The organism is Legionella micdadei (genome assembly GCF_000953635.1).
In the GTDB taxonomy this organism is placed as follows: domain Bacteria; phylum Pseudomonadota; class Gammaproteobacteria; order Legionellales; family Legionellaceae; genus Tatlockia; species Tatlockia micdadei.
Map to the genome: position 1 here is coordinate 730,560 of NZ_LN614830.1, position 25,660 is coordinate 756,219.

Genomic DNA, 25,660 nt, shown 5'->3' on the forward strand with positions numbered 1-25,660 from the left:
TCTTAAAATTACGGTTTTTCTGTTGTTATTCTGTTGGGGGAAGCGAAAGGTAAAATAAACAGTTTGCTTAAATTAGAGCAATTTTAATATGTTAATGATTAATTTGTTCCGATTGTGTAATATTGGATATATAATCCGATGCTATATTATTATAACTATATTGATATAAATTTTTTTGTTTTATTAACCAAATTAATTCCAAAAAGCATCGTTTTTCTATTCTTCCGGTAGCCTGATACTGCTTAAAGCTATTTCATTGAAATCATCGAATAAAGAAAATAATCAACCGATTTTTATGCAAATAAAATAACTGATTTATTTAATAATTAATTGTGACCAAAGAAACGTGTCCCTCTATTAATTATGTACATCAAAAAACAGTTTTTTAACACTCTATAAAGTTTAACCGTTAAGTCCCATTTTTTCTGCACTAAACGGAAAATTATGTTATAGTATACGGGTGAAATCCTATGACACTAGACTTGAGCAACTAAGAGAATTATATCCATCAGCAAATTGGAGCTTATTCAACAGCTTTAATTTCATACCCTCTGCACGCGATAAAAATAACTTAACTATCGTAGTCCTGAATATGAGTGACGGAGTGGGGGATTATATGCACGCCAAGCATTTTAGTGCTTGGCTCAAACAACTATTAGAACCTTACGGTTATACAGTAACCATTTTATTACAAACCGATTTTACCTCTGATTCAAAAGAAGATGGATGCATAGACTATGTTATTAACGATCTTACAGAAAACGGACATAAATTTTGCGACAAATATTGGATATTTTGTAATGAAGAAGATTTTGCAGAAGAAGAACCAAGTGAATTTGTTGAGTGGCTAGAAAGAGAAGAAAATGCTGATTTAGTAGATTACCTCCAAAGGTCAATTGGTATAATAGAAGTCTCGGCCGCAGTGGTTGAGCCTTTAGAACAATTCTTAACTGAAAAAACCGATGAATTTGATTTACCTTTTATACAATGTCTACAATACGGGATGGATAAAAATCCTGAATATAGGCATTACCCTCTATTCACAAATCTATTAATGGGTTTACCAACAACCGACAATAGTATAGCGGCGGGGATTGAAATTAATGATGAAATTACCCAACATTCCCCTGAATCGATTCTCTTAAGATTAGAGAAAGAGGAAGGTCGATTTATTTCGCATCTTTTAAGATCAACAGAGCCAGCAAGCCAAGAATCGATTGAGATATATCTCAGAACCCATCATTTTATGCCTGGATATATTCAAAATACACAAACAGCCAGAATGTTTATTGCAAGTAATGTTGCAGCTCATGGTGAAGCAGGTTTATGTGATTTTCTACTACCTAACAATGTAGTAGATGAGAATGAAATTAGATCTTTTTTAAAAGATACAGGCTTAATAAAGTGTGATAACGAAATTGCGTTCATCAGAGACGCCTCACAAGATATAGAGGAGAAAGCTAGAATCAGAGTCTTTACACTTCGTATAGCCTCTGATGCAAATTATGATAGCTTATATGGCATATCACGCGATAGTGCCGCTTGCTCTGGTGATAATAGTACAACATTGGTCTTTAGTGGCAGACATTTACCCTTTTTAGAATACAAGTCTAGGGATATAATTTCAGAGCGATTTTATAAACGACATCTCCTTAGATTCGTAAAGACTTGTTTAAATAAGTTACCCCCTGATGATGCCCTCATCCCCGGTATGAAAAAATTAATTGATTATTTCAATTTATCGCTAACATTGTCGGAAGCCTATTTAAGGAGCTGCCCGCATGAAACCCTAACCCAGTTAACTTATTCTTTAGGATGTTTTCAAGCAGACCCAGATGTAAAAACAGCCTGGGCATATGTTAATGATAAAATTCTACGTCAATGCAATATTTTTCATTCACTTGTTCCGTGTATAAAATACATGATGCTGTTTTCAAATTCGTCAAATCAATTAAGGCAAATCCTAACGAGAACAGCAGAAGCAAAGTACTTAGTTACCCATGATTGGATATCGGCTGAAGATATGGATAACATGCCTATGCATTTTTATGGGGAGTTTTTAAATCCAAATTTCGCTGAAAATCTTCCAATTACAAACCGACCTACTATTCATAAGTTTGTTTTTGAAAATTGGTATAGAAATCAAGTTTTAGATGTTGTTCACCAACTACATGAATTAATTAAATCGGGTCTACTACAAACAGATGTATTAAATGATCCACCTATTAATGTTCTAGTTTACTTTGAGTTCATTCCACTAGATCTCTCAAAAGCGATTAAAACGCCTGAAGCCCTTATAAGCTTCTCCATTTCTCGTTGGGCTAAGGATATCAGTTCATTTCATAAATCGTATACGGAATGCCAAAAATATATTACCCCTGATGCTTGGGAAGCTGTATTTTGCATGATAATGAATATTATGGAGCGTGGTTTTAAAACAGCAAATTGGAAACAGTCTTTTTCTATCTATAAAATGTCGAAGAAAATGATTGATGTAACCCAAGATAGCGAAAAGGAGCAGTGGGTAAATTTAGCAGAGAAAGCTTCTAAAAAATTTGCGGTACTGTACGCTGCGCAACCCGGATTATTTTATGGAGCACTCCCTTTATCCGATGAGGTCGCGGAGCCTCCTCATAAAAAAAGCAGAAGAAATCTATAATTCACTTGGTCTTTATCGAATTACCTCTGATGTGATGAAAAAAGCGGGTGAATTCATACTTCGACCAAAAAAACGCATCTACCGCCATTATTTAGCCTCAGCTATTCTGCCGTTTTTTTCAGCAGAGGACGAGGCAAAACGAGCTTAATCACAACTGATTCTTAAAGAGCCAAAAAGCTCAACCAATTTTTAGGATCAATGATTCGGGCTAAGGAGTCAACATGAATGGTGTGCTGCGAATTGCTATGATAAAATTGACTCTCAGTTGAGGACAAAATCCAATTAGCGCTTTAAAAATCAAGGTGATTATTTAACTACATGACATCAACCATCGTACCTATTGGTACTTATACCATTAGAAGTAAACGTACTGCGAAACCTGAAGATTTTATTATTTCACCAGGGGCACAAACTTGTGTGATAGTTGTTTTAGAATCACCTGCAGGAATAGCTGTCGCCCATATAGATACTCCCTTGGTCGCGGCTCGGGTAACCTTAACCATGATAGAAGAATTAGAGGGGATGGGACCCGGTCAAGTTACAGCGCGTATGTATGGCGGAGATTATGGTAACCCCTTGTTTAACTCTACCACGATATCTACTCCAATTTATGCTGAATTGAATAGAAGGAAAATTCCTTACACGCATACAGATTATCGGCTTACTGCGGGTTTTGCTATGGCCACAGCTGCAGCTGTTTGGGCTTGCAGTGCTCTCGGCCCTGAATCACGATTAATGGCCTTGGTATCCATAGGATTGGCCTACAAAGCTACAAATATAATAAAAATAGCTTTACCGAGAAAATGGCACCCAGGTTTTCTTGGTAATAATATTGATGTTTGTGTCAATGTTATGACAGGGCAGGTGCAGCTTGAAAAAGATAACGAGCAGAATAGCGAAATGCTTTTGTATCAAGCTAAAGACAAGCTTGGTAATACCCTATGGAATCGCATTACAACTAGGGCGTCTTTAAACCCCGAAGACCAAAAAAACAAATCTGGTCTAGCAATGCTTAGAGTGTAACTTTGTATTTTACACGACCTGGCCAGCTGCCCAACCAGAAGACCAGGCCCATTGAAAATTATATCCGCCTAACCAGCCTGTAACATCCAACGCTTCGCCAATAAAATACAATCCCGGAACGTCATTTGCTTCCATGGTTTTCGAAGAAATTGCATTGCAATCTACTCCTCCTATAGTGACCTCTGCAGTTCTATAACCTTCAGTACCATTAGGTTTTACAATCCAACTATGTAGTTGGTGTGCGATTGTAGTCATCTCTCGATTGGATAATTCTGAAAGCTTTGTTTCAGCAAGACTTGGCGGAATGAACACCTCTACTAATCGTTTGGGTAAATACATCGATAGAATAGAATTTAATTGTTTTTGAGGCATTTCAAGACGCGCTTTTTTTAAATCCTCAAAAAGATTTTGCCCGGGTAAAAAGTTAACACTGATGGGTTCTCCAGGGTGCCAATACGAGGATAATTGTAAAATAGCAGGACCACTTAAACCTCTATGAGTAAATAAAATATTTTCTCTAAATTCATTGCGTTCATTTTTAACTTTGCTGTCAATGCTAATACCAGAAAGAGTGGAACATTTTTCTTTATCAATCACATCCAAGGTCAAAGGAACAAGTCCTGCCCTGGTTGGCCAGACTTTTATTCCAAATTGCTCGGCAACTTTATAAGCAAAGGGACTTGCGCCCATAGTAGGAATGGATAAGCCGCCAGTGGCGATGACCAATGAATTACATAGAAACGTACCTCTGCTGGCGTGAATTTTAAAATGAGATGTATCCATGAGTTGGATCTTCTCTATAATTGTATTTAAATGAATTAGTACTCCTGCTTTCTCACACTCAACAAGCAACATATCTACAATATCTTTTGATTTATTATCACAAAATAATTGCCCTAACGTTTTTTCGTGAAAAGGAATAGCATGTTTTTTTACCAACTCAATGAAATCCCATTGAGTATAACGACTCAATGCGGATTTAAAAAAATGAGGATTGTGAGAGAAATAGTGATGGGGTTCGATATAATAGTTGGTAAAATTACAACGTCCTCCTCCGGACATAAGAATTTTTTTACCCACTTTGTTGGCATGATCTAGAATCAGAACTTTGCGACCGCGTTTGCCTGCTTCAATTGCACACATCAAGCCAGCAGCCCCCGCTCCAATAATAATAGCTTCAATTTGTTCCATCTAGTAACTCTCAAGAAAAACAACAAAAATTTTGGCCTAAGATTAAACTAACATAATTAATATTTAAATGACTGAAGGAAAGAGAAATGTCTATAGAAAGTAGTTTTTAATATTGTAAAAATTATAAGTTTGTTTAACAAACTTATAATTTTTGTTTTTACGGAGTAATTTCTCTTGACTCGTTCACAGGATCTGCAACAGTGACATTAGCTTTTATGAGAACTGGTTCTTGGAAAAGTACTGAAAATTTAGTTAAATTTCCGCCATTACATATAGCTTTGTTTTTAATTCGTCCATAGTAATCGGTATCATGTTGAGAAACACCTTTTAGATCGATTAATTTTTCTAATTCTTCAAGTAGAATATCGCCAGAATTAAGCTCATTTTCTCTTATCTGAAAAGCGATATCGCTATTCGCGCACGCAATAACCCTAAAAATGAACTGAGTTGGATAGACTTGTTTATTGAAATTAGAGTAGGCAACATTAATGGAATAGACTTTTTCTTGCTCAAATTTATCCCAAAGTGCTTTTCTAAAGGAAAGTGCGTGTCCTTCATCATCAAAAACTAGGGCAATAGAAGAAAAAAATTCTAAACCACCTGAATTGGTCTCAAATAGTCTACAAATCTGTACCAGCCCAAAGTCTTGCGCAACTAGTTTTTGGGTTGCGTTTGAAGTAGATGGACTAGATGAAATGGCAAGATTAGAGTTAGATTGAGTAATAGTCTTTTTTTGAGGGACAATTTGAGGATGAGAGCCGTAATATTCATCCCAAATGGAGCATAAACTCTCTTTTTCGGAAAATGAATATAGAAAATCCACCAATTTGTCACTCTTTTTTAATAATTGAATAATACGAGCATCACTACCATACAGCAAACTGTTATGTCGATCACAATTCCCTTTGCCAATTAGAGCTTCTTGGTATTCATTTATATCTTCAATGACATCTTGTTCGTGCATTTGTTGTGAGAAATGAGCTATGAGCGGAACATCTTTAGCCCACTCCTTAAAAAGAAATTGGTTCCATAAAGGAGCAGCAAAAAACTCCACGTTATCTTTTATAAAACTTAGAACAAATTGATGCTTTTCTGATAGTTGGGTCATAACTTAAAAACTCGAGAATAAAAATTAATCGTTTTATTACAAAAATATCAATCTAACAGTATACAATTTTTTATGTGATTCCATGCTGATTGCGATGTCATTTACGTTCTGGGATTGCACATCCAGCATTCGCACACTCAAGAGCATTTATCTCCTTTTTGTAAATCCCAACGTAAGCTGCTGATCATTACTCAAATCTCATCAAAATATCGCGAAAGACCCTGTCACTCCTTTAAAATAATAGAACTGTATTGCGTATTAGCTCTTTACAACCTGACAATTATTTCATTTTTTACAAGGTTTGATTTTTAGAGCGTGGTTACAGTATTTTTCTTTCCTCATCTGAATACTTTAAAATCTATATTTTGATTTTTAGATTAATATTTAACCACTAAATAAAGCATGAGTACATTGAGTATTTGGAATTTAACTTTTTCAATTTGGAATGCCTGATGTGGTCTGATGGATCTGACTAACCCAGGTCGCCTTCATATGAAGTAAGAACAAAGGACGTTATCGGTCAAGAATTACAACTTGAAGAACAAGCGAGCTCGGATAATCAACACCAAGTTGTTCCAATGTTACAGAGTTGACGGCTTTGTTGCTTAGCTCAAAAAACAATCAAGGCTAACCATTTATGAGGGCTCAATAACTTTGCAAAATTTTGATCAGGAAATAAAGATCGCGATAGCAGTCTAATCTGGCGAAGTAACCAGTGCAAGAAAATATAACTCCAACATTAGTATAAACCCATTCCTTTCAGGAATCAGACATAGTCAAATTTTCGTTGTACAAAAATAGAATTAATTATCTATTATTAAGCTTTTTTAAGTCGGAATTGACCAATGACCAATATTATTATTGAATTTTTTAATGCAATTGCACAAAATGATTTAGAAAAAATTAAAAAAGTAAAAGAGCAAAGAATTATTTCCGGTAATGCATGCTATAAACAGCTCACAGCATTAGGATTGGCGCTCTCTTTGGGGAAAGAAGATGTAGTCAAATTATTGCTTGAATTTGAACGAATTGATGTAAATCAGCCAACTCAGTTTAGAGGTAAAGATGGAGCGATAATATATGGCACTCCCCTATCCATCTGTGTACATCATAACAAACCATCGCTATTGCAAACCTTACTAGAAAAAAATGCTGATCCAAATTTAGCTAATCAGGACAAATCAATTCCCTTGATGTGGGCATTTTTCTTTGGTCATACTGAATGCGTTAACCTTTTATCAGCGAAAAGCGACTGGCAGTCTAAGGACAAGAATGGACTCACAGTCCATGATTTACATATAGCCAGCCAGGTAGCAGAAAAAGACGGTTATTCAAGTTTATATCAATACCAAAAACAGCATAAATGTTCTCATCCGGCTTTGATAGCTCGATTTAAGGCCACACAATCTCAAACTGGTTCAGCCCAACCTGTACAATCTCTTCTAACGCAATCTGTGCAAGTTCGTTCAGTTTCAGCGCCAGCCTTAGCTGAAACAAAGAAAAAGACAAATCAAAACCCAGGTGTTACTCGTCATATCACTAAAAAGAACCCTTCCAACAATTTAAAAGGCTTGGTTGCTAAAATAAAAAACTTAGAGGCACAAATAGCATCAAAAGATGAACTTATTGAAAGTCTAAGAAAAGAAATAGAAGAACTTAAATCGCTTGTAGCGAAACAAGAAATGCAAATATCATCAACGACAATGAACTGTCGATATGAATCTATTACGGATGAGGATGAAGTTACTACGGATGAGGATGAAGTTACTACGGATGAGGATGAAGTTACTACGGATGAGGATGAAGTTACTACGGATGAGGATGAAGTTACTACGGATGAGGATGAAGTTACTAGACGTGAGATTGTTGTAGAAGAACAAGATGATAAACGAGAAGATCAAGATAATAGACAAACACAACAGAGTGAATATTCATTCTTTACCAGGGCTCATAAGCTAAGAATCGATTACTTGTTGAGCAATGATGATAACTCAACACCCAAGCTCGATAGTGTTTAAATAACTGTTTCATCTCTTTTAACTTGTTATAATTTAGCACTTAAAAGAGGCCACTCTGAATAATAAAAAATAGACTTAACCCATATTGATTTATTCCTAAAACAAATCTTTCCGTAATTCGATAGGCTGTCAGTATGTAAGGTAGAGAGTCATGGGGCTTGCTGGTTGTTTTCCCAAAGCCAAGGGAAGTTATTCCTGTAAAATTTAATTTCGGTTTAATAAATATATTGCCTGCAAGAAAATTAAATTTTAATTTGATTGATTTCGCGGGATTTTGGTAAAAATTATCATTCAATAATTGATCAATCGGACTGTTTGCTTTATCTACTAGAAATATTAGACCCAAAAGGAATGATTTTATTAGGGTAAAAAAAATCCTTTTAATATAGAACTTAGATTCCTTCCTTCCAAATCATCAATAGACAGTCGATTTTCAGTCTTAGGATTTTATACTTTTCTTATAATGTCGAATAATAGGAGCCGCAGATCAATCATAAATCTTATAATACAGAAATCCAAATTAGGGATGGAGCGTACCCCAAAATAAATATTAAAAAAGAGTTTGATAAAATATAGTTTTTGGAAGAGATACACTCCAAAATAAAAAGTAAGGTCATTTAAAAGCAGGAAAATATTTGCAATTAAAAACCATTTAAATGTTACGCGATCGTTTAAGTTACTTCTTGCAATATAGAAAAAAAATTACTCCTAAAGTGAAGAAGTGCACCACGGATTCTAGCTGAGCATATTTTATCTGAAGACACCCATTGGAATGACTAGAAAAGGAATAAACTCAACCAAAAAACAAGTGAGAGTAAGAAGAATGCATCTAGATAATTAAAATCTCTTAAGTAGAAAAAAGCATTTAGACTACTAATCTTCTTTAATCCAATAACGCTGTAATGGTATCACAAATATACTAAATTCAAACTTGGTCATTCTTAAGAGTCTGATATAATCGACTCTTTCTTAAAGCTGAGTTCTTTATGCAAAAAAAGATACGCTTTGCCACAATCGATGATTTTGACTTTATCTATGATTCTATGCGAGAAGATCTAGAAGAACAGGGAGTCCTCCATCGTTTTAAATATTCAAAAGAAGAGTTTAGGAAGGCAATTTTTGGTGAAAAGCCATTGGCCCATTTTTTAATACTTTTGATTGATAATCAGCCAGCAGGTTTTGCTAACTATTCGATAGATTACCGCAATTTCACCGCAAACTCTTTAGCAAACCTTTATTTGAATGATCTTTTTATCAAAAAGCCATATCGTCGCATGAGAGGTGCAACCCTATTAATGGACAAACTTAAAGAAATTGCCAAGCAAGAAAACTGTGGGCGAATTGAAGGTGTTGTGCTTGTGGAAAATACTGAAGCGCTTGAGTTTTATAAAAAATTTCTGAAGGCAAAAATTATAAGTGATAAGCTTCATTACATGCGTTTAGAGTTGGCACAAGAGGTTTAGGAGAGAAATATTTTCGTGAAATAGTAGAGGTACTTCCTCACAATTTCTTATCGAGCAAGAAATAGAGCAACGGCAGACTTTAAACAGTATAAAGCGGTGTGCATGAGGGTTGAGGTACCTATAAAAAATGGATTTATGATACATCAGGAACAGGGAATTAGAAACCAAAAAAGAGAGAAAATTTAATTCTGGTAAGCAAACGGTCATTGATTAGTAATGACTAAAAGTAGATTATTTATCTTGAAATTAGTTCTTAGTGGTTAATTTTTGATTTTTCAAAATGGCTCTCTAAATTTACTCTTAGTTAAAAATAAGATTTAAATTTTAAGAAGAAGATTTATCCACAATTTCTATTGATAACCCTGTTAATTAAGAGGAATTAATTTGCCAGATTCAGTTATTAAATAAATCATATCGATCACTTAATGAATATATTTGAATCTAAGAGCAACCTTTGATGTCAAACCCGTATCTAGGCAACTCATGGCATATTAATCTGTTTTTAAAATTGATTACAAACCAAAATGGATTACTCATCACCATTTATCTTGTTGGATTAGTGATTGCGATTTGGCGAGCAAGCATTGCCTTTTATAGCTTTAAACTGATGAAGCGCAAATTCAGTTATCAATATCTTCAAAGTGATGTCATTCGCTATGTCATTTTGAAAACTGTTTTTTGGCCATTTTATATTTTTGCTGAAAAAGTCCTCTTGTTCGATTGTCCGAGACATTTTTTAAACGTTACAGGGATAAAGAGAATTATTACTACGGTACCAGCGGCTTAAAGAATTTTTTAACAACATGATTAGAGAGAAACAACAATAACGGCATTTTAAGGTGCAGCATTTATTTTGGGAGCTATATAGTATTAATTATCCTAAAGATAAGTTTAAAGAGAAGTATGCTGAAATCATTCTCGCTACCAATAAAGACCACTATCTCTTTTCTGTGTATTTTATGAGTCATCCTATTAAGTCAAGAGGTAAAATTAGCCGGTTTATGTTGGATGGTTGTGAACGATTGTCACTTACAGACGTGAAGACTAGACTTTAAGGCTTTAAATCCATGTCAATTTGAAAAATGTGGGTTCATTTATTAATAACCAAGTGAAGGTAAAGAAAAAAATAAGATTAAATTTCCAAAAATAAAGGAGCCCATTTCTCGATATTAGGATGAAAAAACATCGATTCATGGGTGCCTGGTACAAGATGTACTGTGATTTTCCCTTGAACATACCTTTGCCAGCCGTTGTAGGTATCATTGATCTCGTTAAAACCTTTCCATAATTTCTGAGCTTTGAATAATGTGACATTGGCTGAAAGAGCAGGGATGGAATAGTTGCTTAGCAATTTTTTTCTGTATTCTTCCTGTTTTTGAAAGTGAGCACGTTGTGCTTCGGTTAAGCACTCTTTATTGTGAGAGATTAAATTCAAGGTCTCTTCTTGCATTAAACTTGAAGGATAATGCGCCCAACCGTCCAGTAATCCTAAGAATTTAATTTTTAAGTCTGCTTGTTGCAATTGATAGGCCATTTCAAATGCAACAGTAGCACCAAAAGAGGCCCCTCCTAAACAAAACTCATCACCTTGATACACTGAAGATATGGCTTGTAAATAAAATGCAGCCATTTCTTCAAGATTTTCAAAGGGGTATTTATCTTCTTCCAAATTAGGATCTTGGATGCCATAAATGGTGAATTTTCCCTCGAGTTGTTTTGCCACCTGTTGATACCAAAAAACTGAACCCCCAACAGGATGAATTAAGAAGATAGGAATAGGGTAAGTACCTGTTGATAGCTTTATCAGGGTACTTTCATAATTGAGCATGAGTTTCTGTGGCGAGTGTTGTTTAAGCAACTGCTCAATCTTTTGAGAAAGGGAGGTGATTGTTGGACATTCAAATAAGCAAGTTAGAGAAATGGGAATTGAATAATGATTTTTTAAAGAAGTGATAATTTGCAAAGCAATTAAGGAGTCCCCACCTAAATCGAAAAAATCATCTTCTAGTCGAATAGGTTGCTTATTAAAAACGCTCTGCCAAATAGTTAGGCAGTATTCTTGTGTCGGAGTTAACCTATCGAATTGAGCAGTAGGAGGAGAAAGTAATTGCTTGTTTATTTCATTCTCAATGCGTTCAAAATCAATTTTTTCACTTTCTTTTAGTGGGATGCTTTCAACTAAATAAAACTCCTTAGGTATCATATAAGTAGGCAAATAGTTAGCTAAGTAATCTTTCAGCTCATCTAAAACAATAGTGGCATTGCTAGAAACAACAAGATATGCACGCAAGAATTTTTCTTTGATACTTTTCTTAAGCACCACAACTGCTTGATGAATAGATTCATGCTGCATAAGTAAGGATTCGATAGCAGGCAATTCAACACGATAGCCGTGAAGTTTTATTTGAAAATCATTTCGGCCAAAGAAAATAAGCTGACCATCTGAGTTCCAGCAAACTTCATCGCCGGTTTTGTACACACGTATCGGATCATGATTGCTTAAATGTAAATTGATAAATTTTTCATCGGTTGTTTGAGGCTTATCCAAGTAGCCAAGTGCTACTTGTTCTCCGGACACATGCAATTCTCCTCTCATTCCTAAAGGGCATAAGTTATTGAATTTATCAAGAACATAACAAGAACAATTAAAAGCAGGCTTGCCAATAGGAATAGTAGAGGTATTAATGGGAAGATCTGGCTTCACAAAATAAGAAGTGACTGAAACAGTCGCTTCCGTAGGACCATATTCATTGACAATTTGAGTTTGTGGAGCTAGGGATAGCCACTGCTTGACTTCATTTGTATGAACAGTATCTGCTCCAAGCATTAAATATTTAAGCTTGTTAAGTTTGCGAATTTCTTCAGGATAATTAAGCAATATTTCAACGTAGCCAGGTGTAAGTTCAGTATGGGTGACTCCATACCGTTGTAAGTGCTCTAAATATTGCTTTGGATTAAATTTCTCTTCTTCGGAACAAATTGCTATCGCCCCTCCTGCAATTAATGGAGCCAGTGTGCATGGCACTGATAAGTCAAATGCGATAGATGATGAAAAATCAACGATAGATCTTGGACTTAAATGAGTGGTTTCTTGAAACCAGTAACAATAATTAATGACATTGCGTTGACTAATAATGACTCCCTTTGGCTCACCTGTCGTTCCAGAGGTAAACATAATATAAGCCAGCCGCTTATCTGCATCGCGAACTAAGGGGGCTTTAAACGTTTTTTGGGGAGAATATTCGGTCTCTAGAAGCATTTCGGCATCAATGATTGAGACAGAATTTTGGTTTCCAAAGAAATTACCTAACGTTGGAGCCAAGTCACTGGTCGTCAATATCAAACGAAGGTTAGCGTTTGTTGCAATCAGATTAATTTTGCCTAGTGGATATTTGATATCAAGCGGAACATACACGCAGTCGGCTTTAAGAATTCCTAGAATTATGGCTAGCATAATAGGATTTCGTGAAGTGTAGATACCAATAAATGTCTGCGGAGGTACTTTACTGCGAATCGCATCGGCTATGATTTCTCCCATTTGCCAAAGCTTTAGATAAGAAATTACCTCTTCACTATTCATTAAAATGGCTGGATGATTAGGCTTTTCCTCTACCTGTTTTTCAAAAAGTGTTGTGATCGAATGAGAAGGTAGGGGGTATGGCTTTCCACTACCTATTTGAAAAAGAGAATTTTCCTCTGTTGCACTAAGAAAGCTAAATTCATTAATTGGGGTTTTAGGGGAATTAGCCAAGACTTCAATAATTTTAGAAAAATGTAAATTGAAATAGCTAATTAATTTAAGTTGGGATTCATTTTTCACCTCATCCAAACGATGGTAGCAGTTAATGCAGTCATTTTTTTCATCAATATGGATATAAATCGTGACACTGTTAGGTAAGCGGTGAAATTCAATCGATGAAAAACTAATTGCTATGGAAGGGGAAACGTGATTTTCAAGTTCTGGGTGCCTCAAAAGTATATCGCCTAAATATCCTGCGTGAGCTAAAAGGCTGTGATATTTTTTTACTACTGTTTTAGTCATTTCTTCAAGCGAGTAGGCATTTTTAAGTGAAGGCCAATTAAAGGGCATACAACAAGGGAAAAGAAGGTTTAAGCTTTTTTGAGAGAAAGTTTGTGTTTGAGGGATTAAGTAGATGGAGGTTTTTTCATAGTTATTTAAACGAAAGAAATAAACCAACAAACCTGTTAATAAAATGATCGCTTTTTGCTTGTTCGAGGTGTCAATCAAAAGACTACTGATTTTTAGAGGGCCTATCCTTTGATTAAAATGATTTTGATGGGTAGATAAGGAAGGGAAAATTTTATGCTCCACGGAGTCCTGTAGTTTTTTAATCCAAAATTCCTCATTGTGAAGCGCGTCTTTGTAGCTTTTAGAATGCAACTCCACGAAATTATCAGGGAGTAAGGGAAGTTGTATTCCAGGCAATAAATTATACTTTAAGATAGTCTCTGTTGAGACTTTATCTGAAGTAGGCAATTTAAATCGTAAATTAATAATACCATCATGGGTTACAACTTGAATCTCACTTAAGCTGATATTTATGATTGTGCCTGGATTTTTTCTCTCCAAGGGTTTGTCTAGTACGTGAGCATCTAATACGATTAAAAAATCAGTCCCTAAGTAAATCTTTAAAAGTCCTATGTTATTTTTGTAATGGCCAAGGAGTAGGGCGCGATGCATCTTTACAATGAATTGTGCTGACATGATTTGCCAATTGATAAACCCTAAATCAGGTAAAAGATGGGTTGCAGCAAAATAGCGCCTATTTACTAAAGATTGAGGTCTGGCTGAATAAACTCCAGATTTAAGGCAGTTAAGTAGTTCACTAAAACTGCTGATTGCTTGCTCATAACAGCGTAAATTTAAACTCAAAGCAGTGTCATTTTGCACAATAGGGAAGGAACGCTGGATAAGAATATCCCCCTCATCGATTTTTTCATTTACTACATGCCAGGTGATGCCGTGTTGTTTTTCCCCATTGACTAATACCCAACTTGTGGCGTTTAGTCCGGCATAATCAGGTAAGAGGGAATCGTGATAATTAATCACTAATTTCCGTGCAAGATTGATGAAGGAGGAAGATAAAATATGACTATTAACTATACTAAAAATATAATCGACTTGAGAGGATGCCTCGAAATTAATCTCATGGATTGATTTTATTACTGGAATGCTATGTTTTTTAGCCCACTGATGAATGGATTTTGTCGAGGAGATAACTAAGCTAATGATATAGTCATTGGATAGGAGTAGATTCCCACATTGAATTAAGAGGCTATCTTCACCAATTAAATAACAGGTCGATTGCATAATAAGTAAGTTGGGTAAATGATGTCTAAAAGATAGGATATGATACCAGAATGTCCATAAATCATCTAAATTTCATAAAACAAAACCCATTGCTTCTTTCGATTGCAAATCAGCTTCCAGAAATTCTGGTCATTCTGGACGATCAATTCGATATTGCTATTTTTAATGATGGAGCAGAAAAATTATTTCATTGCACCTTGTTAGAGGCACAGGGAAAGCCGTTTTCTGAAATTTGTTACAAATCACGTATTCCTTGCTTTATTTCTGACTATGCTCGAATTAATGCGCATATAAAGACCTTCAATCAAGAGATTGAAACCATCATTAACAACACAAAGTATAAATGGCAAATTTATTCAGTTGAAACGCCGGATGGATTATTTCATGTCTTTAAAACCATTAATTTTTCAGAAAGTGAAAGCAAGAATGCGATTTACCAGCTAGAGACATTACTTGAGAACATGCCCTGTAATGTGTATTGGATGGATAAAAATTGTCTCATGTTGGGTTGTAATAAAAACGTACTGACTATGCTCAATATGACTATAGAGCAATTCCGCGGTAAAACTTATGAAGAATTATCTTTTCTTTGTAATTGGCCAGAGGGTTTAGCGCAAAAATTAAAAAATGATGACTTAACCGTGCTTCGTACGGGTAAAGCGATTTATGGCATTGAAGATCCTCCGCTACCGGGTACAAATGATACGGTTTTTAATTTTTTAACTAGCCGAGTACCTCTAAGAAACAAAAATGGTGAAATCATCGGAGTGGCTGGTATTTCTACAGACATTACTGCGCTTAAACGGGCTAAAGAACAAGCAGAGATTGCAAGCCGAGCAAAGTCAGAATTTATTGCAAATATGAGCCATGATGTTCGCACCCCGTTAACTGGCATAATCGGGATGGCAAGAAATTTAGAGCTAAATCTTGATGATGAACCGGCAAAAATGGATGCTCATCTAATTAATGAAAGCGGTGAGCAGTTATTGGATTTGCTCAACGGTGTTCTTGATATTATTTCAGCTGAAAGTATCTCTGAGGATGATTTACAAGAAGAGAGTTTTGATTTACGGCAATCAATCGAAGCGATTGCAGCACTTGAAATGCCCACCATTAAATTAAAGGATCTTGAGCTTAAAATTGATATGGATGACGATATTCCCAATTATCTTATTGGGGATCGGGTAAAACTAAATCGAATTCTACTTAATCTATTGGGTAATGCGATTAAATTTACGCTAAAAGGGTACGTGGAGATAAAAATTAAAGTTATTGAGCAATCTAAAAATAAGGTCATGCTCAATTTTATGGTAATAGACACAGGAATTGGTATTCCCGTTGGAGCACGAGAGAAAATATTTAAACGATTCTATCGAGGAAGCCCATCGTATAAAGGAATTTATAAGGGACATGGCATTGGATTACATATTGTTAAGAAATATGTGAAATTATTGGGCGGTAAAATTAAATTACAGAGTCAAATTAATCATGGGTCCACATTTTATTTTGATTTACCTTTTAAAATCGGTAGCCCAGAACCTATTCAAATAGATAACCAAACAAGACAATCCACTCAATCTGTTATTAGCCAAATTAAAGACAAGGTAAGGGAGATTAAGAAAAACACCCATACACCACACTTACTTTTAGTTGAAGATGATCTTGTCGCGTTACGAGTAATTGAAGGAATAATAAAGGAAACGGATTGTCGATTTACTTCAACTATGGACGGGAAAGAGGCTCTTGCCATAGCTACTACTAACCTGTTTGACTTAATTCTCACCGATATTGGTCTCCCTAACCTATCTGGTATTGAGTTTGCTCAGTGTTTAAGAGACTGGGAAAAGAGTCATCATAAAAAACCTATACTTGTCGTGGCATTAACAGGTCATGCTAAACAGGAAGTAGAGGCTAAGGGAATAAAATCAGGTATTGATAAAGTGGTACAGAAGCCTTTGCGGTTAGAAATGTTAGGATCAATTTTTGATGAATTTTTACTGTCGAGCAATAACTCTAAGGCTATGAATAAGGAGCATAAGCCTGAATCCACCTCAGACCATAGTTTGAAGAAAGCTTCGATTGACGTAGGGTTAGGAATAGATTTACCTAATACGGAAGCAGAATTATTTGAGATGGGACAATTTCCTCTATTGGATGTGGATAAAGGAATTGAAACACTCGGAAACGAAACAACTTTAGATGAAATGTTAAAAATGATGATTGTTGAAATCCCAAAAAGCAAAGAGGAGATTCAAACAGCGTATGCTCTGAGTGACTGGGACAAAGTTGAAAAATTGGCTCACAAAGCAAAGGGTGGAGCTTCTTATGTCGGTACCATACGGATGCAATATGCTTGTCAATACTTAGAACGATATCGTAAGGCGGGCTATGCGAAGTCGTTAGAACTGTTGTACCAACAGTTAATAAAAGTATTAGATGAGACCTACTTATTTATAAAAAATCGGTTTGATCAATAAATTTTCATAAGAATTAAGAGGTTGGATTAACTGATCTATTTTTTTATAAAAATCGGCTAGGATAGTGTAACCCTCCCTTAAAATAGGTGTATTTTTGATTAGAGTTCTCCAAGTTAAACTACACAAGAGGAGAACAAAAAATGAAAAAATCGCGTTATACAGAACCCCAGATTGTCAAGATTCTAAAAGAGGTGGAAGCGGGTCGACTGGTTAAAGAAGTTTGTCGAGAGTATGGTATTTCTGATGCAACGTATTACAACTGCTGTAGAGTTGGGCAATGATATGACCGACCTTTGCTTGAAATTCTGGCTTGATTCCAAGCACTCTGTTTTCTAAGAGCAAATCATAATGATCAGTGCGAAACGAGAATGAAAGAGGGAGCACCGCTACCATATCATCCTCAAAAGGTGTTTGTTTTGGTAGAAAGAAATGTGTTTTTTGATCGCTATTATTAAGTAAGTTAGAAGCTTGGGCTCTTTCTCAAAAACGGGGGCACTTTAATCGAGTTAGTATAGACTAACCCTTTGATTTGACGGTCAAAAGGAGATTAAAGTGCCAAAGAATGATCTTATCCTAAATTTACCTGGATTTACCATCAAAAAAGTAAGTGGTTATCAACCCTTAATTTTGGAGTTATCTTATAATCGCAAAGCGCGTTGTGGCCATTGCGCTAGCAAAGAGGTTCGTAAAAAAGCGTCGTATATGCGACGGGTGGCGCATGAATTAATTGGCCACCGACGAAGCGAGTTACACTTTAAGGCTTATAAGCTGTATTGCAATAGCTGTAAGCGTTATGGGAATCAACAGTTTCCTGGGATTAATAAGTATCAACGTTCAACTTGGCGTTTGCAGGCAGCTGTTTTCCATGACCATACCCGTGGCATATCGCAAAAAGACCTTGCTAAGCAATATAGCAAAGGCAAAGCAACCATTGAGCGCTGGTATCAGCAGCACTATCGAGAACAAGAACGAGAACTAAAGAATGCACCTTGTCCAGCTGTTCTTGGAATAGATGAACATTCCTTTAGCCGTAAACAACGATATGCAACTACACTTTGCGACCTTAGAAAACATAAAGTATTTGATATTGTTAAAGGTCGTTCTTCAGCTGATTTAAAAGACTATTTTAAAAACTTGGAGGGTAAAGAGCGGGTGAAAGTCGTTTGTATTGATTTAAGCACGAGTTACCGAGCACTGGTGAAACAGCACTTTCCTAACGCGCAAATCGTGGCTGACAGATTCCATGTTATAAGACTTATTAATCAGCTCACCTTACAAACCTTTCATCAAATTGACCCAACCATCAAGTATCAGCGAGGTTTATTAGCAGCGCTTAAAACCAACCCGGAAAACTTAACAACTAAGAGGCTCTCTCTTCGTAATCACTATCTTGAACAACAGCCGGCCATTGCTGCCATTTATGATTTTAAGCAAGAACTACATCAATTACTCACTAAAAAGCATTGCACCGCTAAAGAGTGCAAACGCTTATTACCCCGTTTCTTAGAAATGATAAACGAACTTAGACACAGTCCTTTTCAACCTTTGAAAACCTTAGGAAATACCTTATTTAGATGGAAAGATGAAGTCGCAAGAATGCTCCGATTCACTAAGAACAATGGGATAACCGAAGGCTTTCATCGAAAAATGAAACTCATTCAGCGTAGAGCTTATGGGTTTAAAAACTTTGAAAATTATAGAACGCAGGGTGCTCTGTTGCTAACGATTAGTGCCCCCGTAATTGGGAAAGACCCAAATTATAGAACGCGTGTTAGGGTGCTCTGTTGCTAACGATTAGTGCCCCCGTAATTGGGAAAGACCCAATCATTAGGCTGAGTGTTGTGATTTGTTGTAGTGAGTTGCTACTGGTTATTTCTGACTGTCCCAAAAGTGTCCCTTGGGAAAGGGCGTTTGTTTTATTTTTGAACTTCACAGTTCGTAACTACTTGATTTTGTTGGTGGGCCCACTAGGACTTGAACCTAGGACCAACGGATTATGAGTCATGTTTAACAATTTTAACCACTTGATTTTATTATAAATTTTGCCGCGGGTTTTTCCTACAAATGGCGTACCGTGTCGTACGATGTCGTACTCAAATACGACGATCTCCCGAAGGGGCATTATAATACATTTATTTGCATTTGAACGGTTTTTATTAATCAAAATATAAAATTCAAAAGAGTGATCAGGAGAGTTTAATGTATTGAAATACTGCAAGTAAAAACTTATTGATTGAAATTTATACTGATGTTTGAGTAAATACATCCCGAAAACTAAAGAATAACTCATCCACAACATCACTTGCTTCTAATGGTTTCTTTGAAGAGATATAATTGTGCAGTAGAAACCAAAACATCGGCACTGGGAATCTTCCCAAAGAAAGATTAATGTTCGAAATCATTGATGTATACGCACAGGCACATAAAGCAGCTGAATGAACTGTGAATATTGAAAGTTAGAAAATTGAGTGAACGGCAATACGAAAGCGTCGTAAGAAACATATGGGGACTGTATCAGTATGAGTAACGTTAATATCAAACGCGCTATCGAGAATATCCGATCAAACACAACAGTTTATACACCAGTTGTTGAAATGATCGTTAATGCAATTCAGGCTATCGAAGAGACTGGTCGCCAAGATGGGAAAGTCCACGTTCGTGTTCAGAGGAGTATTCAAGGTGAGCTGGGTAGAGGTTTATCTGAGATAACTAGCTTCGAGATTGAGGATAATGGTATTGGCTTCACTAACGCGCATCGTGACTCCTTTGATACACTTTACACTGATTGTAAGATAGCTGAAGGTGGTAAAGGATTTGGTCGTTTCACTGGGCTTAAGTATTTCGATGATTTACACGTTAAGAGTATCTACCGCGATGGTACTAATTTCAAAACTCGTAGTTTTTCGATGGGCAAAGAACACGATATTATTGTCCGCGAAAATATAACACCTAGTGACAAGAATGATACAGGGACAGTGGTGACTTTAAGGTCACTGAAGGCGGGGCGTGAATTTGACAAGAAGCTTTCGACTGTTGCACGCAGTCTCGTTGAGAAGTTACTGCCTTATTTCATTACACAAGATTACATATGTCCACAAATTGTTCTCTCAGAAGAAAACGGGAGTGACGCCATTTATTTGAATAACTTCGTGAGTAACGAGTTGTCTGCCGACATTCGGGAGATTAGTGTTGAGAACCAAGCCTTCTCACTTAAGTCTCCCTATGCAGAAGAAGAGTTTCTGGTTCGCGTATTCAAACTCTATTCTCCAGGGAAACATAAAAGCCGAATCAGTCTTGTCGCGCATAAGCGAGAAGTCTCGGGGTCTCCGATCCATAAGTACATTCCGGAATTTGTAGATGAGTTTCTTGAGAAAGTCCAGGATAACATGACCGAACGCAACTATATCATTAAAGTTTATGTATTTGGTGCTTATCTTGATCGTAATGTTTCGCTTGAACGAGGTGGTTTCGAGTTTCAAATGGAGAGTGACCTTATTTTTGGAATTGGGCAAAGCCAGATTGAGCAAAACGCTGCCATGATAGCTCGTGATGTAATGGGGGAAGATATCACATTTCGGCAAGAAAAAAAGAAAGAGCGTGTGCAATCCTACGTTGATGAAGAAGCCCCATGGCACAAAGAAATTATGGCAAAAGTAGATCTGAGTGCGATGCCTTATAATCCAACTAATGAAGAAATCGAAATTTGGCTACAAAAAGAGAAATTTGCTCAGGAGATTGCCATAAAGCGTGACGTAGTAAATCTTCTAGCAGAGAAAAATTTCGATCGTGTTAAGGATAGTGTAATCGAGATTGTCAATAAAATCTCCGACACCAGCAAGAATGATTTGATTCACTATGTTGCAATGCGCCGAAAAATCTTAGAAATTTTTGGCAAGAGTCTTGAGACAAACGAGTCTGGAAAATACTCATCTGAAGGGGTTGTTCACGATATCATCTTTCCACGTAAAGGAGATACCGATATAACATCATTTTACGATCATAACCTTTGGATCATAGATGAGAGGTTAAATTTTACCACATATGTTTCTTCCGATATTGCCCTCAATGGTGCGAATACCGAACGTCCTGATTTGTTAGTGTATAACAAACGAATCCTCTTTCGAGGCGATAATGAAGCGAGCAACCCAATTACTATCTTCGAATTTAAGAAGCCACAGCGTGATGATTTTGTTAATCCATCATCCCCTGAGGATCCCGTTCAGCAGATCGTGCGCTATGTGAATGACATTCGTGATGGCAAATATAAGACACCTGAAGGTCGAAAAATACTTGTTGCTGATAATACGCCATTCTACGGGTATGTTGTATGTGACATAACAACTAAAGTGGCGACATGGCTGGATCGCGAGAAAAATTTTACATCAATGCCTGATGGGCTTGGCTGGTTTCAGTGGATGGGAAACATTAACCTCTATATTGAAGTCATAAGCTGGGACAAAGTGTTGAAAGACGCAAAAATGAGAAGCCAGGTATTTTTCCAAAAACTTGGGATCTAATGTTAATCATTACATATAAGCATTAAGGGTAATAAAAAACTTTAATCTAAACTAAGAATAAGCCCTCTGAAGAGGGCTTAATAATTTGAAAAAATATGAATCTGTCCATCATACTCAACCGAACAGTAATCATTGATAAAAAGATCCCGAGCGAAAGCCTCAAAATCAAAGTAGCAGATCAAACTATCCGGCATTTGATGAGCATAACAGTCATCAAATAACTGCCTGGCAAAATCAACCTCTGAATCATAGCAACCCTGGTAATGGTCTTCCAACATAGTTTGGGCATCGTCTACTGAATAATCACAGAGAAGGGCTAAGCCTAGCTCTCCGTGTTCTTGAATAAATGAAGCATATTCCACAATGTTACTTATTGACTCATACTCATGAATTTTGATGCTGCCGAATCCTTCATAATCGTGTATGGCGTATTCTTCAGCATTGGGTTCAGGGCTGTTATCCAGCATTTCCCAGATTTCTTTCATGATGTCATCTTCGCTTTGTGTAGCATCTATCCAAATACCATGCAGGATGGCGTTATTGTATGATGCTAAACAGGCGACGTAGATTGAAGGGGTGTCCATGGGGATTATCTCCTTATGTGAATGGAGCAATCCCACACGGGAGCTTGCTCCCGTGGTAGGGTACGATTAAAACGGAATTTCTTCCGAATCCGGTTGCAACATTTCACGCATCTGAGCCATGTGCTGTTCTGCGGTTTTATTGCTGGATTCGTCAGCTGATTTGGATGAGCTGAGTAGCTGAATATGGTTAACAACAATGCTTAAGGCTTGACGTGCTTTGCCTTCGTTGTCTGTCCATTGATTGGAACGTAGTTTACCTTCTAGGTATACTTGTACTCCTTTCTTTAAATACTCAGTGACTTTGGTTAGCTTTCCAAATAGTACCAACTGATGCCATTCCACTCTGGTTTGCCATTCATCATTCTGTTTGAATGATTCATTAGTAGCCAAAGTAGCGGTGACAAAAGATTGTCCGTCTTTTCCGGTGATGCTTTTAGGATCAGCACCGAGATTGCCAATTAATTGAACGCGATTTAAAGATGCAGTCATTGTATTCTCCTGTTATTGTTTAATGTGGGCGGCATAACAGAAAAACATCCGCATAAGCAGGTGGTTTTCTGTTATGCGGATAAAACTTAAATTACTTCAATTAACAAGCGATTCGTTGAGTATCAAACTGTTTGAGAAACGAAATCAGAGATTCCAATTTATGCAAACTTAACTCTGCCTGCTGAATGTCATGGGATTTAATTTGAAGTCGGTAGCGACTTAAATCATTCACACAACAATTCAGCTCAAAGAGCAAATGTTCAATCTCAAGTTGTACCGATTCCTGTTGTTGCATGGTATCTCCTTGGGTAGGGAGGATTAGCCCCAAAGGGACTGTTATCCCACTTGGGTTATGCAAAAAGATCACCGAAACATCGGTTGATTTACCTGGTTATTAATGATGATGTGCTTAAAGCACTCCTCGGGCGTAAAGCCGTAAAACATCTCTTGATGGGGTTTCCCTGCTAAACGCTTTGCCATGGAATTAGGGGAACAAGATGGCATATCACAAGACCTGGCGGTTTCGTCAGAATTGCACTGACTCATCAGTTGTGTTGCTTTCAGCTTATCAAGTTAGTATTGGAAAGCAATATTTTTTTCTTATTGACATTAAATGAACGTAATTGAACATATTTTTTGTATTATTACTTATGGGACAACTCAAACTGGTAGTGTGATTTGTTTTAAAATTATTAAATGACCTATAATTAGTGAATGATCCATTACCCTAACAAAAAATAATTGGGATTGCGAACTTAATACAATGTCTCGTGCTTACTATGCTTCTGACATCGAACAATTTATCAACGATTCCCCAAGTTACATTCTTGGCGAGTTATCTACCTTCCATTCCTTTTCTCTTGATGAGTTACAGCGTAACGCTTGGCTAAAACAGATCGAGATCTGTAAAACCATTGGATCAGCCTTAGCGAGTTCTTATATTGCATTTGAATTCTCTATTCCAAGAATGGGAAAAAGAGTGGATGTTATCCTTCTTCACAAAGGAATTATCTTTGTTTTAGAGTTTAAAGTAGGGGATAAACAATATACAAATAGCGCGTTAACCCAAGCGCTGGATTATGCTTTAGATTTGAAAAATTTTCACGAACAAAGCCATTCTCGTTATATAGTGCCAATTTTAGTAGCTACTGATGCACCGAATTTCTATAACAATATTGATAGATATGATGACAAAGTATATTCACCGCTTAGGGCAAATAAGGAAAATCTTCTTGCAGTCATAAATGAAGTTACCAGGTCGATATCAGCGGCTAATCTCGTTTCAGAAATATGGATGGATTCAATATATAAACCAACACCAACCATTATTGAAGCTGCACAGGCACTCTATAAAGGGCATAGTGTTGCAGAAATATCCCGTTCAGATTCTGGTGCAATTAATCTTAGTCTCACTTCTAAAGCAATTTCAGATATAATTGATAGTTCCAAGCTAAACAATCGTAAATCGATTTGTTTTATTACTGGGGTTCCTGGTGCTGGAAAGACTCTTGCGGGCCTTAACATTGCAAACGAACGACACGATATAGATGCCGGTGAACATGCAGTGTTTTTATCTGGTAATGGTCCATTGGTTGCTGTGCTTCAAGAGGCACTGGCACGCGATGAAGTGGCAGACGGAAAAAGAACTAAAAGTAAAATATCCAAAAAGGAAGCACAATCTAAAACTAAGGCATTTATACAGAATATTCATCATTTTAGAGATGATGCTCTTCAGCATTTCCTTCCTCCTGTTGAGCGAGTTGCTGTATTTGATGAGGCTCAACGGGCCTGGACCTTAGAGCAAACAACTTTTTTCATGAAAAGAAAAAAAGGTATCTCAGATTTTGATATGTCAGAACCTGAGTTCTTAATTAGTGTTATGGATCGCCACCAGGATTGGTCCATTATTATATGCTTAATTGGCGGTGGCCAAGAAATCAACACTGGTGAAGCAGGACTTTCTGAGTGGTTTCATGCCATAAAAAAAGATTATCCTCATTGGGATGTGTATGTTTCCAACAAACTTACAGATAGTGAGTATACTAATGGACAAAATATTTACTCAGATTTTCGAGAAGGTCAAATCAATATAAGGGATGAACTTCATCTTGCAGTTTCAATGAGGTCTTTTCGGTCAGAGAAACTCTCAATGTTCGTGAAGGCAATTTTAGATTGCCAATTAGAAGATGCCAAACGAATTTTGGATAACTTAAATCCACTCTATCCAATTGTTTTAACACGAGATCTCAATACAGCAAAATATTGGCTTAAAAATAAGGCAAGAGGCTCCGAAAGCACGGGCATCATTGCCTCTTCGGGAGCATATAGATTAAAACCTTATGGAATTCATATTAAGTCAGAGATAGATCCAATTCAATGGTTTTTAAATCCTCATGATGATGTACGTTCATCAAACTTTTTAGAGGACGTCGCTACGGAATTTGATATTCAAGGCCTAGAGCTCGATTGGACCTGTGTTGCCTGGGATGCAAATTTAAGAAAAACACCTAGTGGTTGGAGTTACAAAAAATTTAGTGGGACAAAATGGTCAAACATCAATGATGAAACACGCAAAAGGTACTTATTAAATACATACAGAGTTTTGCTTACCAGGGCCCGACAAGGAATGGTTATTTTTATACCGAAAGGTGAGCTTAGTGATGAAACAAGACTACCCGAATTTTACGATACTGTTTATAATTATTTGATTCATGTTGGTATTCAAGCTATATAAATCTTAAGCCATATATTGTTTTATGTGCAAAAAAAACTCTGTTATGGTAATTATTTATTAGCGGT

At 36.5% G+C, this 25,660-nt stretch carries 15 protein-coding genes and 1 pseudogene; 10 read left to right on the forward strand and 6 right to left on the reverse strand.

The window, feature by feature from the left end; genetic code table 11:
- Positions 1-460: 460 nt before the first annotated feature.
- Together LMI_RS03310 and LMI_RS03315 are read left to right on the forward strand one after the other, a co-directional pair.
- Positions 461-2,659, forward strand: a complete 2,199-nt coding sequence (locus LMI_RS03310; RefSeq protein ID WP_143001022.1) for a hypothetical protein — start codon at positions 461-463, stop codon at positions 2,657-2,659.
- 318 nt (positions 2,660-2,977) lie between these two features.
- On the forward strand, positions 2,978-3,682 hold the full coding sequence (locus LMI_RS03315) for a hypothetical protein (RefSeq protein WP_045098525.1): 705 nt from the start codon (positions 2,978-2,980) through the stop codon (positions 3,680-3,682).
- Between the two features lie 9 nt (positions 3,683-3,691).
- Here the strand turns inward: LMI_RS03315 and LMI_RS03320 are convergent, their stop codons facing one another.
- Both LMI_RS03320 and LMI_RS03325 read right to left on the reverse strand, forming a co-directional pair.
- A complete protein-coding gene (locus LMI_RS03320; RefSeq protein WP_045098526.1) occupies positions 3,692-4,873 on the reverse strand; it encodes a BaiN/RdsA family NAD(P)/FAD-dependent oxidoreductase in 1,182 nt (393 codons plus the stop codon).
- 157 nt (positions 4,874-5,030) lie between these two features.
- Positions 5,031-5,981 carry a hypothetical protein gene (locus LMI_RS03325; protein WP_045098527.1) on the reverse strand — a complete coding sequence of 317 codons (951 nt, stop codon included), beginning with the start codon at positions 5,979-5,981 and terminating at the stop codon, positions 5,031-5,033.
- An 845-nt stretch (positions 5,982-6,826) separates the two neighbouring features.
- On the opposite strand from LMI_RS03325, the gene LMI_RS03330 reads away from it, so the two are divergent.
- From LMI_RS03330 to LMI_RS03345, 3 genes are all read left to right on the forward strand, one after another.
- The gene (locus LMI_RS03330) at positions 6,827-7,999 is read left to right on the forward strand and encodes an ankyrin repeat domain-containing protein (protein WP_045098528.1); all 1,173 of its coding nucleotides are present in this window, start codon (positions 6,827-6,829) and stop codon (positions 7,997-7,999) included.
- A gap of 986 nt (positions 8,000-8,985) precedes the next feature.
- Positions 8,986-9,462, forward strand: a complete 477-nt coding sequence (locus tag LMI_RS03340) for a GNAT family N-acetyltransferase (RefSeq protein ID WP_052679438.1) — start codon at positions 8,986-8,988, stop codon at positions 9,460-9,462.
- Between the two features lie 457 nt (positions 9,463-9,919).
- Entirely contained in the window at positions 9,920-10,249 is a 330-nt protein-coding gene (locus LMI_RS03345; RefSeq protein WP_045098530.1) for a hypothetical protein, read from the forward strand.
- Between the two features lie 345 nt (positions 10,250-10,594).
- On the opposite strand, the gene LMI_RS14800 is transcribed toward LMI_RS03345, so the two are convergent.
- Complete coding sequence (locus LMI_RS14800) at positions 10,595-14,794, reverse strand: amino acid adenylation domain-containing protein (protein WP_052679439.1); 4,200 nt, start codon at positions 14,792-14,794, stop codon at positions 10,595-10,597.
- A 50-nt stretch (positions 14,795-14,844) separates the two neighbouring features.
- Between LMI_RS14800 and LMI_RS03355 the strand changes: the two genes are divergently transcribed.
- From LMI_RS03355 to LMI_RS03375, 4 genes and pseudogenes are all read left to right on the forward strand, one after another.
- Positions 14,845-17,271, forward strand: coding sequence for an ATP-binding protein (locus tag LMI_RS03355; protein ID WP_052679440.1), 2,427 nt, complete (start codon positions 14,845-14,847; stop codon positions 17,269-17,271).
- Between the two features lie 140 nt (positions 17,272-17,411).
- A pseudogene (locus tag LMI_RS03360) lies at positions 17,412-17,531 on the forward strand (transposase); the annotation flags it as partial.
- Positions 17,532-17,823: 292 nt separating this feature from the next.
- Entirely contained in the window at positions 17,824-19,062 is a 1,239-nt protein-coding gene (locus LMI_RS03365) for an ISL3 family transposase (RefSeq protein ID WP_432416317.1), read from the forward strand.
- Between the two features lie 728 nt (positions 19,063-19,790).
- Complete coding sequence (locus LMI_RS03375; RefSeq protein ID WP_045098532.1) at positions 19,791-21,788, forward strand: ATP-binding protein; 1,998 nt, start codon at positions 19,791-19,793, stop codon at positions 21,786-21,788.
- 77 nt (positions 21,789-21,865) lie between these two features.
- Here the strand turns inward: LMI_RS03375 and LMI_RS03380 are convergent, their stop codons facing one another.
- The 3 genes from LMI_RS03380 to LMI_RS03390 all read right to left on the reverse strand — a co-directional run bounded on the left by LMI_RS03380 (position 21,866) and on the right by LMI_RS03390 (position 23,156).
- Entirely contained in the window at positions 21,866-22,372 is a 507-nt protein-coding gene (locus LMI_RS03380; RefSeq protein WP_045098533.1) for an antirestriction protein ArdA, read from the reverse strand.
- A gap of 66 nt (positions 22,373-22,438) precedes the next feature.
- A complete protein-coding gene (locus LMI_RS03385; protein WP_045098534.1) occupies positions 22,439-22,861 on the reverse strand; it encodes a single-stranded DNA-binding protein in 423 nt (140 codons plus the stop codon).
- 100 nt (positions 22,862-22,961) lie between these two features.
- Positions 22,962-23,156, reverse strand: coding sequence for a hypothetical protein (locus LMI_RS03390; protein WP_045098535.1), 195 nt, complete (start codon positions 23,154-23,156; stop codon positions 22,962-22,964).
- A gap of 468 nt (positions 23,157-23,624) precedes the next feature.
- On the opposite strand from LMI_RS03390, the gene LMI_RS03395 reads away from it, so the two are divergent.
- Positions 23,625-25,595 (forward strand): DUF2075 domain-containing protein, encoded by a 1,971-nt coding sequence (locus LMI_RS03395; protein WP_045098536.1) that lies wholly within the window; start codon positions 23,625-23,627, stop codon positions 25,593-25,595.
- Positions 25,596-25,660: the final 65 nt, after the last annotated feature.